Raw genomic sequence first — 15,352 nt, 5'->3', positions numbered from 1 at the left:
GCGCGGCGGGGACTCCTCTGCGATGGTTCACCGCTTTTCCTTACCCAGCGCGAGCAGTGGGAAAACACCGAACCGATCCCGAAGTGCGAAGTGACCCGTTTGCCTCGTCATCCGGGCGAAAGCGGTCGCGTCAACGCGGAAGAACTCTGTTTGCGGCGGCGCACCAAGAGAACCACGGCCGCGGCGAGCACGATCCCGAGCAGGTTGACCAGCAGCTGCAGGAGCGAGTAGCCGGTGCGGTCCCAGCGCCCGGCCACCGCGGCCACCATGGCGTAACCGGCCGCCGGCACCGTGGTCACCGAGATGAAGACCCCGACCAGCGCGGCGGACTTCGCCGAGGTCATCGCCAGCATGCCCGCCGCGCCGGCGAGCAGCGCGACGACGAACGACGCGACCCCGACCTGGTAGACGAAGTCGACCTCGTGGTTGTCCACGATCGCCGAGGGATCGAAGACCCCGGTCACGGAGCCCAGCAGCGCCGCGCCGAGCGTGACGACCATCGAGACCGGGAAGCCGATCAGGAGAGCCACCCCGGCCCGGCCGATCAGGTCGCGCCGGCGCAGCACCAGGCCGACCGCGATCGCGGCCAGCGGCCCGAATTCGGGCCCCACCACCATCGCGCCGACGATCGTGACCGCCGAGTCCGTGACGACCCCGACGGCCGCGAGCAGGCACGCGATCACCAGGAACGCCTGGAACGTCAGGTTCCAGCGCGACTCCTCGCCCGTGCGGCCCAGCAGTTCCTGCCACACCACGGCATCCGCGCCCTCACCGGGCGCGGCCTCCTCCGCGGCGTCGGCCGCGTCGGACAGCGCCGTGTCCAGTGCCTCGAGCGTGATGCCGCCGTAACGGTCGAGGCGCAGCGCGCACAGGGCGTCGACGATCTCGTCCGCGGCCTCGCGGGCGATGTCCGCCTCGATCAGGTCGCCCTCCGGCTGGACGGCGACCCCGCGGTGCACCACCAGGTGCGCGGTGCCGGCGTGGGCCCGCAGGAACCCGACCACCTCGGTGGTCCGCTCCGGCGGGCACACGGCCCGCAAGTGCAGCACTAGGCCGACGGCGCCGGGGGCGTGGGTTTCGCGTCGATGCCGGCCTCCTTGCGCTGCTGCGCGGTGATCGGCGCGGGGGCGGCCGTGAGCGGGTCGTAGCCGCCGCCGGTCTTCGGGAAGGCGATCACGTCGCGCAGCGAGTCGGCCTTGGCCAGCAGCATGACGATGCGGTCCCAGCCGAACGCGATGCCGCCGTGCGGCGGCGGGCCGAACGCGAAGGCGTCGAGCAGGAAGCCGAACTTCTCCTGCGCCTCCTCGTCGGACAGGCCCATCAGGCTGAACACGCGCTTCTGCACGTCGCCGCGGTGGATACGGATCGAGCCGCCGCCGATTTCGTTGCCGTTGCAGACGATGTCGTAGGCGTACGCGAGCGCGCTGCCCGGGTCGGACTCGAACTTGTCGATCCACTCCGGCGTCGGCGAGGTGAACGCGTGGTGCACGGCGGTCCATTTGCCGGAGCCGACGGCCACGTCGTCGCCGATGTCCTCGACCGGCGCGAACAGCGGCGCGTCGACGACCCAGACGAACGACCAGGCGTCCTCGTCGATCAGGCCGAGGCGCTTGCCGATCTCGTCGCGCGCGGCGCCGAGCAGCGGCTGCGTGGCGCCCGCCTTGCCGGCGGCGAAGAAGATGCAGTCGCCGGGCTTCGCGCTGGCGGCGGCCGCGACGTTCTCGCGCTCGGTCTCCGACAGGTTCTTCGCGACGGGCCCGCCGAGCGTGCCGTCGGTGTTGACGAGGATGTACGCGAGGCCGCGCGCGCCGCGCTGCTTCGCCCACTCCTGCCACGCGTCGAGCTGGCGGCGCGGCTGGTCGGCGCCGCCGGCCATCACGACCGAGCCGACGTACGGCGCCTGGAACACGCGGAACGGCGTGTCCGCGAAGAACTCCGTCATGTCGGTGATCTCGAGGTCGAAGCGCAGGTCCGGCTTGTCTGAGCCGTACTTCGCCATGGACTCGTGGTAGGTGATGCGCGGGATCGGCCGCGGGATCTCGTGGCCGATCAGCTTCCACAGCGCGGTGACGATGTCCTCGCCGAGCGCGATCACATCGTCCTGCTCGACGAAGCTCATCTCGATGTCGAGCTGGGTGAACTCGGGCTGGCGGTCGGCGCGGAAGTCCTCGTCGCGGTAGCAGCGGGCGATCTGGTAGTACCGCTCCAGGCCGCCGACCATGAGCAGCTGCTTGAACAGCTGCGGCGACTGCGGCAGCGCGTACCACGAGCCGGGCTTGAGCCGCGCGGGGATGACGAAGTCGCGCGCGCCCTCGGGGGTCGAGCGGGTCATCGTCGGCGTCTCGACCTCGACGAAGTCCTGCTCGTGCAGCACCTCGCGCGCGGTGCGGCTGACCTCGCTGCGCAGCCGCATCGCGGCGGCCGGGCCACTGCGTCGCAGGTCGAGGTAGCGGTGCTTGAGGCGGATCTCCTCGCCGACGTCCACGCGGTCGTCGATCGGGAACGGCAGCGGCGCCGCCTCGGACAGCACCTCGAGTTCGGTGGCGAGCACCTCGATCTCCCCGGTGGGGATCTCGGCGTTCGTGTTGCCCTCGGGCCGCCGGGCGACCTCGCCGACGATCTTCACGCAGAACTCGGAGCGCAGCGCGTGCGCGCGCTCGGCCATCTCGCCCTCGCGGAACACCACCTGGGCGACGCCGCTGGCATCGCGCAGGTCGATGAAGATGACTCCGCCGTGATCTCGCCGCCGGGCCACCCAGCCGGTGAGGGTGACGTTCTGACCGGCCTGCCCGGCACGCAGGGTGCCGGCTTGATGAGTGCGGAGCACTGCGACTGCTCTCCTTCGCCCACGGGTTCACGACGGTTTTCGCCGAACACAGAGGCTAACGAACGGCCCCGGCGGCCGTGCTACCAGGCTTCTCCGGCCGGTCCGGGTCCGGCCTGGCCGGGCAGCGGGACGGCCAGGCGCGACGGGTGCGGGACGACTTTGGCTCCGGATCCGGGCACCCGCGATCCGCGCGACCAGGTCTGTGTACGCGGGTCTGTATACGCGGGTCCGCATGCTCGGGTCTGCATGCTCGGGTCTGCATGCTCGGGTTCGCACACCCGGCCAGCGCGCCCGGATCCGCAAGCGCGGCCGCATACGTGGGTCCCGCGTGCTCGGTCCGCGCTCGGCTCCGCACACGCGAAGCTACGCACCCGCAGCAGAGCCCTGCTGCGCTCGGGGCGGCCCGACCGCCAGCGCTGTCACCGGAAGCCGAGTCGCACCGCTTTCAGAGCAAGCCAAGCCACGCCGCCGTCCCAGCGAGCCGAGCCACGCCATCGCCGCAACAAGTCGCGCTGCGCCAGCGCCGCGGCAAGCCAAGCCACGCCGCCCCAGCAGCAAGCCAGCCGCGCCGCCGTCGCAGCAAGCCGGGTTGCGCCGCCGTCACAGCAGGCGGAGTTGTTCCGCTCCCGCGACCACCTCCTCGACCCGGGGCTCCGGAACCTCCACCATGCGCCGGGGCGGCCGGGGGTCGTCCTCGTGGCGTGGGGCGAGGCCGTGGCGGCGCAGGAGCGGGCCGACGCGTTCGCCGAGGCGTTCGCGGTAGCCGCGGTCCACGTAGGCGCCGCGGGAGTACAGGCGTTTGTACCGGGGCACCAGCTCGGGGTGCGTGCGGCCCAGCCATGAGGCGAACCACTCGCGCGCGCCGGGGCGCAGGTGCAGCGGCAGCACGCTGACGCTGCCGGCCCCGGCTTCCGCGAGGCGGGCGAACAGGGCGTCCAGGGCCTCGGCGGAATCCGTCAGCCACGGCAGCACCGGGGCGACCATCACGGCGCACGGCAGGCCCGCCGCGCGCGCCTTGCGGACCAGGTCCAGTCGCGCCTGCGGGCTCGGCGTGCCCGGCTCCAGCCGGTGCTGCAGCTCCCGGTCCAGCAGCGCGATCGAGACCGCCAGCCGCACCGGGACGTCCTTCGCCACGGACTCCAGCAGCGGCAGGTCGCGCGTCAGCACCGTGCCCTTCGTCAGGATCGACAACGGCGTGCCCGAGCCCGCGAGCGCGCGGATGATCCCGGGCATCAGCCGGTAGCGGCCCTCCGCGCGCTGGTACGGGTCGGTGTTCGTGCCCATCGCCACGTGCTCGCGCTGCCAGCCCGGACATTTCAGTTGCGCCGCAAGCACTTCCGGCGCGTTGACCTTCACCACCACCTGGGTGTCGAAGTCGTGGCCCGCGTCGAACTCGAGGTACGTGTGGGTGTTGCGGGCGAAGCAGTTGTGGGACACCATGCCGTCGGCCACGAAGTCGCCAGTGCCGGTGGTGATGTCGTACAGCGGCAGCTCCAGCCCCAGTGACTCCACCGCCGCGACGGTGCGCCGCACGGAGCCGATGGTGGTCCCGTCGAGCGAGCGCTTCCACGCCACGGCCGGGTCGGCCAGGTGCAGGAACCGCAGCACCTCGCCGGTGCCGCCGGACACCCGCGCCACGCGGCGGCCCGGGTGGCTGCGGTGCCCCACCGTCTCGTAGCCGAAGGAGAACCGTTCCAGCGCCGCGAACAGCGTGTCGACGACATCCGTCTCGTCGTGCGCGATCGACAGCACCCCGCGGCGGTAGGAGCCCGCGAGGTCGAACAGCCCGGCGAGGAACCCGCGCGACCAGTGCGCGTCCGGTTCCGCCGGGATGCGCATGAACCCCACCGAGGAGCCGAAGTCCGGCAGGTACCGCAGTGCCCGCTCGGCCGCGTCCGGCTCCGCCGCGAAACCGCCGGAGCGCAGCATCCCGCACAGGTAGCCGGCGCGGTAGCCGAGCGTGTCGTCCGGCGTGCGCGCGAACCGCCCGCCGCCGACCAGTTCCGTGCCCGCCTCGAGGTGCGGCCGCTGCGCGGTGCCGAGCCTGCTGCCGGTGACGTACTTCCACCCGCGGGCGCTGAGGAACCGGTGGTCCGGCCCGGTGACGAGCGTGGTGCCGTCGTCGAGCGTCACGCGGTAGGCCTCGCGCACCGTGGTCCAGTGCGCCAGCACCTCCGTGGGCACCAGCCGCCGCGCGACGCCGTGGCCGCGCGTGCCGAGGATCGCCTCGCCCACCGCCAGGTCGGCGATCGGCTTGGCCCGCCCGTCGGCCAGCAGCACCGGGGTGCCGCCCTCCAGGCAGTACGTGCACGCGTGCGAGCAGCCCCGGTACGGGTTCACCGTCCACCGGAACGGCACCGGGGACGCCCCGGGCACCTTGTTCAGCACCGACCGGGCGTGCACCTCGTGAAAGGTGACGCCGTCGAACTCCGGTGATCGCACCGACCGCACCAGGCCGTCCAGGCCCGGCAGAATCGGCTCACCCTCCCCTGCCCGTTGCCGTTCCCATCGCACCCATCAAGTCGAACACATGTTCTAGAGAGCTGTCAAACATATGTTCGAACGTCCCGCTCGCGACGCTGGTCACCGGGCCGAGGGACCGATCACACCGGGAACCGCTCCAGCGCCCGGATCTTGTTGGTCGCGTCCAGCGCGGCGACCTTGTACGCCTCGGACAGCGTCGGGTAGTTGAACACCGCGTCCACCAGGTAGTCGACGGTGCCGCCGCAGCCCATCACCGCCTGGCCGATGTGCACGAGGTCCGTGGCGCCGGTGCCGAACACGTGCACGCCCAGCACCTTGCGGTCCATAGTGGACACCAGCAGCTTCAGCATTCCGTAGCTGTCACCGGTGATCTGCCCGCGCGCCAGCTCGCGGTAGCGCGAAATGCCGACCTCGTACGGCACCGAGGACGACGTCAGCTGCGCCTCCGTGGCGCCGACGTACGAGATCTCCGGGATCGTGTAGATCCCGATCGGCTGCAGCGCGCCCAAGCCGTTCGCGCGCTCGCCGAACGCGTGGTACGCGGCGAGCCGGCCCTGGTCCATCGAGGTCGCGGCGAGCGCCGGGAAACCGATCACGTCGCCGACCGCGTAGACGTGCTCCACCTCGGTGCGGTAGTGCTCGTCCACGGACAGCCGGCCGCGCTCGTCGGCCATCAGGCCCGCGTTGTCCAGCGCCAGCTCGCCGGTCACGCCCTGCCGGCCGGCCGAGTACATGACGCCGTCGGCCGGGATGCGCTTGCCGCTCACCAGCGTGGTGACGGTCGAGTCGGCGGAGACCGCCACGTTCGCCACCTTCTCCCCGAAGCGGAAGGTGACGCCGAGGTCGCGCAGCTGGAACTTGAGCGACTCGACGATCTCCGGGTCGCAGAAGTCGAGCATCTGGTCCCGCTGCTCGACCACGGTCACGCGCGAGCCGAGCGCGGCGAACATCGACGCGTACTCGATCCCGATCACCCCGGCGCCGACCACCACGAGCGAGGACGGGATCTGCTCCAGCCGGAGGATCTCGTCGGAGTCGAGCACCCGCGCGGCGTCGAAGTCGACGTGCGCGGGGCGGGCCGGGCGGGTGCCGGTGGCGATCACGACGTAGTCGCCGGTGATGGTCCGGCGGTCGCCCGGGTGCCTGCCCTCGACCATGATCGTGTGCGGGTCGGCGAACGAGCCGGTGCCCGCGACGAGGTCGACGTGGTTGCGCAGCAGCTGCGACCGCACCACCTGCACCTCGCGCCCCACCACGTGCTGCGTGCGCGCCAGCAGGTCGGCGATGGTGATGTCCTGTTTGACGCGGTAGCTCGCCCCGTAGAGCTCCCGCTGGTTCATGCCGGTCAGGTAGAGCACCGCTTCGCGCAGTGTCTTGGACGGGATCGTGCCGGTGTTGACGCACACCCCGCCGACCATGTCGTGCCGGTCGACGACCGCCACCTTCTTCCCCAGCTTCGCGGCGGCGATGGCCGCCTTCTGCCCGCCGGGCCCCGAGCCGATGACGATGAGGTCGTACTCGTGTTCGCTCACGTGCTGAAGCCTGCGCACTCCCCCGCCGCCGCGCAAGTCCCCCGGCGGCCAAAGTCCGTCAAGGCCTCCTTACCCGCGTCCCACGCTGGCAAGGAGGCCTTGACGGCGTTCGACCCGAGACCTCACGAGTCAGGACCGCAGCGCGCCGCGGCGCCGGTGGAAGTCCGTCACACCGTCGAGGCCCGCCGCGATTTCCTCGCGCAGCAACGCCGACTGCTGCGCCACGACGTCCTCGCCGAGCAACGTGGCCACGCGCCCTTCCTCCAGCGCCGCCAGCGCCTCCCACGGCGTCGGCGCGAGCGAACCCACCTCGACCCCCGCGGAAGGCGGAGCCAGCTCCTCTTCGATACCCGCGCGACCCGACGCCAGCAGGGCCGCGAGCACGAGGTGCGGCTGCGCGTCCGCCCCCGCGAAGCGGAACTCCAACCGCGGCGACGCGGGCGGCCCGCACAGCCGGACGGCGGCGGTGCGGTCGTCCGGGCCCCAGCGGAGCACGCGGGGTGAGAACGACGCCGTCCGCAGCCGGGTGTAGCTGTTCCACGTCGGCGCCCACACGGCCGTCAGCGCCCGCGCGTCACGCAGCACGCCCGCCATAAAAGCACCCAGCTGACCGGAAAGCAGAGCCGGTCCGTCCGGTGTGGACAGTGAAAGGTGGACGTGGCACGAGTTGCCCTGCCCCGGCTCCGGCGCGGCCAGGTAGTCGGCGCGGACGTCGTGCCGGGCGGCGACGCGGCGGGTGAGCAGCTGCAGCAGCAACGCGTCGTCGCAGGCGGCCAGCGGGTCCCGATGCCGCAGCACCACCTCGTACTGACCCGGGTGACACTCGGCGCGCGCGGACTCCACACCCAGGCCCGCGGCCGCCTCCCGCAGCGAGACGAGCAGGGGCGCGAGCCGTTCGGTGCCGCCCAGCGCGTAGTCGACGCCGTGTGAGGTCAGCGGCGCGCCACCGGCGTCCCGGAAGACGACCTCGTGCTCCAGCCCCGCCGACGGCACCAGCCCGTGCTCCTCCAACGCCGCCAGCTGCGCGCCCAAAACCGACCGCGGCGCCAGCCCTGCCGGCTCGCCCGACGGCCACTCCGCGTCGCACACCACCGCCCACGTCCGGTCGCCGAGCGACACCGCCGTGGCCGGGTCCGGGCGCATCCGCAGGTCGCCGAAACCGCCGAGGTACGCGGAAAGCACGCCGCCGTCCGGCAACGGCTCCCGCTCCGGGGTCCAGGCGAACACGTAGCTGCACACGCCGTAACCGTCATCGAGCACCTCGGCCGCGAACGGCCCGCCGACCTCCACCGCGGCGAACCGCGCGTGCGGGTCGGGCACCAGCAGGAGCAGGCGGGTGCCGTCGTCGTCGAGCACCCGCCGCAGCACCTCCCCCGCCGTCGCCGCGGCCGCGGCCCGCGCGGCCAGCGAACGCGGTCCGACCGGTCGCTCGAACGGCGTCACCAGGCGCCGTCCGGGTCCGGCGTGTGCAGCGGGTTCGGCACCCGGCCCCACCGGACATCGAACTCGTCGTCGCGCTCCACCTTGTCGAAGCCCTGCCCGGCGAAGTGCTCGCGGTTGAGCGTCACGCGCTCCACGTCCGGCGCGAACAGGCGGCACGCGTCGAACCGCGCGGCGACGTCCGGGTTCTCGTCGCGGTAGCGGCCCACGACCGTGCGCACCAGCGCCCAGAACACCCCGCGCGGCAGGCCGAGGTCGTCGAGCAGGACCTCCGCCCAGAACCGCAGCTGCCCGGAGAACACCGAGCTGAACAGCGATTGCGCGAGCAGGTGCGCGGGCCAGCGCAGCATGTCGGCGTTCGCCTCCGGCGGGAGGTCGGCGTAGCAGGGCAGCTCCTCGTCAAGCAGGTCCACGCCCTGCGCGAAGTCCTTGACGGCCACCCGCAGCGGCCACCCGTCGGCGTCGACCACGAGGATCAGGTTCTGGCCGTGCGGGCAGAACCCGACGCCGTAACGCAGCAGCCACTGGAGCAACGGCGTGAGCAGCAGGTCGAACAGCCGCGCGCACCACTGTTCGGCGCCATGGCCCGCGCGCTCGATCAGCCGCGTGAGCACGGCCGAGCCGTCGGCGCCGCGGTAGGGCAGCGCGGCGAACGAGATCGCCTGCTCCCCTTCGCCGAGCCGGGCGACGAGCGGCTCGCGCCACAGCGCGCCCAGCGTCTCGTGGAAGCGGTACGGCAGCTCCTCGATCGCGCCGAAGAGCGGGTGCCGCACCGAGACGCTGGCGACCTCGCCGAGCAGCTCGAACCGGTACTCGCGCGACAGCAGCGGGTCGGCCGCGTCGATCCGGCGCAGCCATTCGGTGACCGACGGGCCGGCCAGCGTCGCCGCCGAGTTCAGGCCGCGGTAGACCAGCGTGTTGCGCACCGAAACCGCCGTCTTCACGTCGTGCCGGTCCGGCCGCGAGGTGTTGGCGAGAGTACGCACTGTCTGATGTGGACGGTAGACGTCACCGCCGTCGCCGAGGTCCACCAGCCGCCCGGTCGCCAGCTCGGCCGAGTAGAGCGTGCCGAGGATTTCGTCGGCCTGCCAAGGATGCACGGGCACCCACAGGTAGTCGGCGGGCTCGCCCACCTCGGCGACGCGCGCGGTGAACGCCGCCCGCTCGGCCTCGTCCAGCTCGGCCGCCAGCAGCTCGGACTCGGTCAGCCCGGCGACGCAGCGGAACTCGGCGAGGTCGCGGTGCACGGCGAACCAGCGCAGCCGGATGTCGGCCCCGGCCTCGGGCGCGTACCGCGCGCGGTCGGCGGCGGAGAAGCCGACGCGGCCCTTGTTGAGCACCAGCCGCGGGTGCCCGGTGAGGTGCCCGTCGGCGAGGTTGTAGTCCATCATGGACAGTTCGACGGCCGTGGGCGCGCGGCGCAGGCGGGCCGCCTCGTTCGCGACCGTCGCGGTCAGCTCCGCGAGGACGTCGGCCAGCCGCAGCCCGGTCAGCCCCAGCGTTTCCCGCGCGTCGACGACCAGCGTGCGCGGGTCGTCGGCCGGCGCCTCCGCACCGCCGGCGGCCCGGACCGCGCTGCCCGGCCGGACCGTCCACGACTCGAACGCACCGCGCCGAGCCTCGAAGCGATACGAGACGTCGCCGGGCAGCTCCAACAGCCAGGTGCGGTGCCCGTCGCCGGCCGGCTCACCGGGCTTCGGCACGAGCATCGCCTCGTACGACAGCTCGCCGAGCATCTTGTGCGTGACGAGCGAGCCCGCGGCACGCCACGCGGCGCTGTCTTCGGAGCGGTCGGCGGTCAGGGTCACAGGTCCTCCGTGGTCTCGAGGCCGAACGTGGTGAACGCGGTGCGCGCGGGCAGCTCGTAAACCGCCTTGCCGCACACCGCGTTGAGGATCGTGGCGGCGCGCCACGCGCCGAGCCCGAGGTCCGGCGTGCCGGGCCCGTGCGTGTGCCGCTCGGCGTTCTGCACGAACACCGAGCCGGCGACGTCGCCGCCAAGCGCGAGCCGGTAGTCCTCACCGACGACGAGCCGGCCGCGGCCGTCACGCTGGACGGCGTCACCCAGCCCGGCCAGCAGCGGCCCGGTCGGCGTTTCCGCGTACCCGGTGGCGCAGACGACGGCGCCGGTGCGGTGCCTGGCGCCGCGTGACTGATGCACGTGACGCAAGCCGAGTTCGATGCCGTGCGCGCCCGCGTTCGCCGACACCACCTCCACGCCGGGGGTGAGCGCGGCGCCGGGCCACTGCCCGCCGATGCTGCGGCGGTACAGCTCGTCGTGGATCGCGGCGATGGTTTCGGCGTCGATTCCCTTGTACAGCTGCCATTGCGCGGGCAGCAGCCGGTCGCGCACCGGCTCGGGCAGGCCGTGGAAGTACGCCGTGTAGTCCGGGGTGAACTGCTCCAGCCCCAGCTTCGAGTACTCCATCGGCGCGAACGCGGGCGTGCGCGCGAGCCAGCGCAGTCCGTCCCCAGCAGAATCCACAGTGGATCGTGACCGCAGCAGGTCGAGGAACACCTCGGCACCGGACTGCCCCGAGCCGACCACCGTCACGGTCTCCGCGGCCAGCAGGGCCTCGCGGTGGGTCAGGTAGTCCGCGGAGTGCAGCGCGAGCACGTCCGGCGCCGCGACGAGTTCACGCAGCGGCAGCGGGACGTTCGGCGTGCTGCCGACCCCGAGCACCACCGACGCCGCCAGCACGGGCTCCGCGCCGGATACCGTCAGCTCGAACGCTTCCTCGGCCGCCACCCAGCGGACGCCCGTGACCTCGTGGCCGAACCGGCACGAAGGCAGGCGCGCCGCGGCCCAGCGGCCGTAGTCGTCGTACTCCGCGCGCGGCAGGTGGAACCGCTCGGCGAAGTAGAACGGCAGCAGCCGGCCGCGTTCGCGCAGGTAGTTGAGGAACGAGTGCCTGCTGGTCGGGTCGACGAGCGAGACCAGGTCGGCGAGAAACGGCACCTGCAGCGTCGCGCCCTCGACGAGCAGCCCGGGGTGCCAGCGGAACTCCGGGCGCGCGTCGAACAGCACGACGTCCAGCTGTTCCAGCGGGTCGGCCAATGCCGCGAGCGACAGGTTGAACGGCCCGATCCCCACCCCGGCGAGGTCGAAGCGCCTCACGAGGCGACCGGGCTCTGCCGGGCGACGGCGGTGCGCTCGGCGGCGGTGCTGGTCGCGGTGGCCGCCACGAGGTCCAGCAGCGCGCGGTAGTCCTCGGGGCCGGTGTGCGGGTGCAGCAGGGTGAGCTTGAGCCACAGCTGCGGCGTGCCGTCCGGCCCGGTCGGCAGCAGGCCGCGGCCGATCACGGCGGTGCCCGCCTCCAGCAGGCAACGGCGGACGCGGGCCACCAGCTCGTCTGCGTCCACCCCGGCCAGCTCGTCGGCGACGCGCGGGCGGAAGACCACAGTGGACAGTTCCGGCGCGCCCCACGAGCGCAGGCCGGGGTGCGCGGCGACGAGCGCATGCACGCCGTCGGCGGTGGCACAGCAGCGTTCCACGAGCGCGCCGATGCCTTCGGTGCCGAGCGCGCGGACGGTGACGGCCATGCGGAACGCGTCCGGGCGGCGCGAAGTCCGGATCGAACGGCCGAGCAGGTCGGGCAGGCCGGCCTCGGTGTCGTCGTCGGCGTTGAGGTACTCGGCGCGGACGGTGAGCGCGGCCAGGTCGGCGCCGTCGCGCGCGGCCAGCAGCCCGGCGGCGACCGGCTGCCAGCCGAACTTGTGCATGTCGAGCGCGACGGAATCGGCCAGCTCCAGCCCGGCCAGCCGCGGGCTGAGGGTGTCACTGCACAGGGCCATGCCGCCGTACGCGGCATCGACGTGCAGCCGGGCCCCGGCGCGGCGGCAGATCTCCGCGATCTCCGGCAGCGGGTCGATCCGCCCGGTGTTGGTGGTGCCCGCGGTCGCGACGACCACCGCGGCCGCGCCGAGCTGGGCGAGGGCCTCGGCCAGCGCGGACGGGACCATCCGGTCGCCCGCACAGGCCACGACGACGGGCGCGGGCAGCCCCAGCAGCCAAGCGGCGCGCGCGACGCTGTGGTGGGAGTTCGCCCCGCACACCGGCCGGACGGAGATGCCGCTTGCCTCGCGGGCCAGCAGCAGCCCGAGCAGGTTCGACTCGGTGCCCCCGGACGTCACCACCGCGTCGGCCCCCGCGGCGGACGGGTAGCAGAGCCGGGCGATCCCAGTGGTGAACTCCCGTTCCAGCTCACTCGCGACGGGCGCCTGGTCCCACGAGTCCATCGACGGGTTGAGCGCGCTGGCCACCACGTCCGCGGCCACCGAAACGGCCAGCGGCGGGCAATGCAGGTGCGCGGCGCACGCGGGGTCCGCGGGGTCGGCCGCCCCGGCGGCGAGCAGCGCGCTGAGCTCTTCGAGCGCCCGCTCCGCCCCCACGCCGGTGCGCGGCAGCACTCCCGTCCCGCCCCCGGCCGCGGCCAGCGCCGCCGCCACCGCGGCGGGCCCGCCGGCCGGCACGGGCCCGCCCCGCTCGGCGATCCCGTTCGCCATGCCGCGCAACGCCACCGGGATCAGCTCGCCGAGCCGTTCCGCGCCGCCGCGCCCGCCGCTGAGACCAGCTGCCGCATCAACACCCATGGAGCCGCCTTTCTTAGGGTTGCCTACCCTGCGCAACACTACGGCCACCCTCCGACAGAAGGTGACCGGGTAGGCATCCTCTCCCAGCATGGAGGGACCAGCCGCGGATTGCGTCGCCCATTCGGGAGATCCTGGCCAGGCCCGACGCGGGCGGCGCGGCGGGCGGCCAGGTGACCGGCTGTGGCGGCGGGCTACCAGGTGACGGGCAGTGACCGGGGGCCGCGGAGCAGGCGGCCGGCCTTGAACGGCACCTCGTCGGCCGGCACCGCCAGGCGCAGTTCCGGCAGCCGGCGCACCACCGCGGCGAGCCCGGACTGGAGCTCGACCCGAGCGAGCGGCGCGCCGAGGCAGTGGTGCAGGCCGTGCCCGAACGAGATGTGCGGATTGGCCTCGCGGTCGAAGTCCACCTCGCCGCTCCGTTCGAACGCGGTCTCGTCGCGGTTGGCGGCCGCGATCTGGCAGACCACGGACTCGCCCGCGCGGACCAGCGTGCCGCCGACCTCCACGTCTTCCCTGGCGATCCGGCCGAAGGTGACCACACCCAGCGGCGTGATCCGCGCCAGCTCCTCGACCGCGGTGGGCACCAGCGCCGGCTCGTCGCGCAGCCGCTGCCACAGCTCGGGCTGGGTCAGCAGGGTGAACACGTAGCCGGAGAGCTGGTTGGCCGTGGTCTCGTGCCCCGCGCTGAGCAGGACGGTGCCCAGCTGCACCAGTTCGTCGTCGGAAAGCCGTTCTTCGGCGTCCCGGGCCGACACGAGCGTGCCGATCAGGTCGTCGGTCGGCTCCACCCGGCGCTTCTCGGCCAGCTCGCCGAAGAGGTTCTCCAGCGACTGCCGGGCCGCCATGATCTCCTCGACCGGCACGTCGGCGATGGCGGTGGCCTTGTCCGACCAGAGATGGAACTGGGACCGCCGGTCCTCCGGCACGCCGAGCAGTTCACTGATTCCGGTGATCGCCAGCGGCAGCGCGAAATCGGTGACCAGGTCGGCCGGCGGGCCCTTCTCGATGATCCGGTCCAGCAGACCGTCCACCACCTGCTGGATCCGGGGGCGCAGCAGCTCGATCCGGCGCACGGTGAACGTCCTCGCCACCACCCGGCGCACCCGGGTGTGCTCGGGCGGGTCCAGGTTCAGGATGCTGGGCGTGGTTTCGATCATCGGCAACGTGCGCGGCGCGTCCGCGCCCACCGCGGCCGCGCGGCTGAACCGGGGATCGGCCAGCACGAGCTTGACGTCGGCCAGCTTGGTCGCCAGCCACGCCGTGCCGCCGTAGGGCATCTCCAGCCGGGCGAGGCCGGCGGCCCGCCGGAACTGGCCGTACTCCGGCGCCAGATCCAGCTGCGGGACCTCCGGGAACGGGTACGGGCGAGCCTCGATCGTCATCGTGCGAACCTCCTGGGTTCGGGGTGGGGACCGCCGATCTTCCGAGTAGTAGCAAGAAAACCCGCGGTCGTCCACCAAGGGCGCCGGAAGCTGCCCGCCCGCCGGCGGATCAGGCCTTCGGCGCCAGCCCCCGCACCTGCTCGAACGGGTCACCGCCGGTCGGCAGCAACGCGATGATCGGCGTGGTCAGCCCACCGTCCACATAGGCCTGAACCTGCTCCCGGCACGACGCCACGCTCCCGTGGATCACCAGCTCGTCCACCACGGAGTCCGGGATCACCTCGTTGGCCTTCCGCCGGTCCCCCGCGGCCCAGGCCGCGTGCATCGGCGCCAGCGCCTCTCCGCGTCCCAGCCACTCGTGGAACGCCGCGTACACGGGCACGGTCAGGTACGAAGAAATCAGCATCCGCCCCAGCCCCCGTGCTGCCTCGGCGTCTTCGGTCGGGCAGACGAAAATCCGGGCCGCCAGCTCGACGTCCGGCCCCACCACCCCGCGCACCTGCGCCACATCGGACGCGGCCAGCCAGTTCGTGATCGCCCCGTCCGCCTCCCGGGCCGCCAGCTTCAGCATCCCCGGCCGCAGCGCCGCCAGCATGATCGACGGCGCCGGGTCCGCGGCGCGCTCCAGCCGGAACTTGCCCACGGAGAACGTTTCGTATTTCTCGCTCACCTTCTCCCCGGCAAGCGCCGAGCGCAGGAACCGCAGCGTGTCCCGCGACCGCGCGAACGGCTCGGTGAACTCCGCGGCGTTCCAGCTCTCCACGATCACCGGCGAGGACGCCCCGATGCCGAGCACGAACCGGCCCGGCGCCAGCTCCGCCAGCGTCGACGCGCTCATCGCCAGCAGCCCCGGCCCGCGGGTGTACACCGGCACGATCGCCGTGCCCAGCCGCAGCCGCGGCGCCCACTGCGACGCCAGCACCAGCGGCGTGAACGCGTCCGTGCCGGCGGTCTCCGCCGTCCAGGCGTCCGTGTAGCCGAGGTCGGGCAGCTGCTCGATGAGCTCGCGGTGCTCGGTCAGCGGCACACCCGTGAGCGGGATCGTAAGGCCCCAGCGGCTCATGAATTCTCCTTATCTTTGCGGGACACCCGCA

At 73.0% G+C, this 15,352-nt stretch carries 10 protein-coding genes; all 10 read right to left on the bottom strand.

The features are described from left to right. Positions 1–107: 107 nt before the first annotated feature. The 10 genes from OG943_RS02780 to OG943_RS02735 all read right to left on the bottom strand — a co-directional run bounded on the left by OG943_RS02780 (position 108) and on the right by OG943_RS02735 (position 15,321). Positions 108–1,049: a DUF389 domain-containing protein gene (locus OG943_RS02780; protein WP_328608073.1), complete on the bottom strand. Its 942-nt coding sequence runs from the start codon at positions 1,047–1,049 to the stop codon at positions 108–110. After that, positions 1,049–2,827: an aspartate--tRNA ligase gene (gene aspS, locus OG943_RS02775; protein WP_328608072.1), complete on the bottom strand. Its 1,779-nt coding sequence runs from the start codon at positions 2,825–2,827 to the stop codon at positions 1,049–1,051. Before aspS ends, OG943_RS02780 begins: the two co-directional genes overlap by 1 nt. Before the next feature lie 600 nt (positions 2,828–3,427). Then, positions 3,428–5,341, bottom strand: coding sequence for an intein-containing Rv2578c family radical SAM protein (locus OG943_RS02770; RefSeq protein WP_328608071.1), 1,914 nt, complete (start codon positions 5,339–5,341; stop codon positions 3,428–3,430). A gap of 89 nt (positions 5,342–5,430) precedes the next feature. Continuing rightward, positions 5,431–6,843, bottom strand: a complete 1,413-nt coding sequence (gene sthA, locus OG943_RS02765; protein ID WP_328608070.1) for a Si-specific NAD(P)(+) transhydrogenase — start codon at positions 6,841–6,843, stop codon at positions 5,431–5,433. Positions 6,844–6,972: 129 nt separating this feature from the next. Beyond that, positions 6,973–8,286, bottom strand: a complete 1,314-nt coding sequence (locus OG943_RS02760; protein WP_328608069.1) for a glutamine synthetase — start codon at positions 8,284–8,286, stop codon at positions 6,973–6,975. Further along, entirely contained in the window at positions 8,283–10,019 is a 1,737-nt protein-coding gene (locus OG943_RS02755) for an IucA/IucC family protein (RefSeq protein ID WP_328611980.1), read from the bottom strand. Before OG943_RS02755 ends, OG943_RS02760 begins: the two co-directional genes overlap by 4 nt. Before the next feature lie 68 nt (positions 10,020–10,087). After that, on the bottom strand, positions 10,088–11,401 hold the full coding sequence (locus OG943_RS02750) for a lysine N(6)-hydroxylase/L-ornithine N(5)-oxygenase family protein (RefSeq protein WP_328608068.1): 1,314 nt from the start codon (positions 11,399–11,401) through the stop codon (positions 10,088–10,090). Continuing rightward, a complete protein-coding gene (locus OG943_RS02745) occupies positions 11,398–12,876 on the bottom strand; it encodes a pyridoxal phosphate-dependent decarboxylase family protein (protein WP_328608067.1) in 1,479 nt (492 codons plus the stop codon). The genes OG943_RS02750 and OG943_RS02745 overlap by 4 nt, the downstream gene beginning before the upstream one ends. 191 nt (positions 12,877–13,067) lie before the next feature. Next, complete coding sequence (locus OG943_RS02740; protein ID WP_328608066.1) at positions 13,068–14,258, bottom strand: cytochrome P450; 1,191 nt, start codon at positions 14,256–14,258, stop codon at positions 13,068–13,070. A 109-nt stretch (positions 14,259–14,367) separates the two neighbouring features. Further along, positions 14,368–15,321 (bottom strand): LLM class F420-dependent oxidoreductase, encoded by a 954-nt coding sequence (locus OG943_RS02735; protein ID WP_328608065.1) that lies wholly within the window; start codon positions 15,319–15,321, stop codon positions 14,368–14,370. Positions 15,322–15,352 lie beyond the last annotated feature (31 nt).

This window comes from Amycolatopsis sp. NBC_00345 (genome assembly GCF_036116635.1).
Lineage (GTDB): Bacteria > Actinomycetota > Actinomycetes > Mycobacteriales > Pseudonocardiaceae > Amycolatopsis.
The sequence above is the reverse complement of the archived record's forward strand: the minus strand, read 5'-3'. Positions and strand labels throughout refer to the sequence as shown.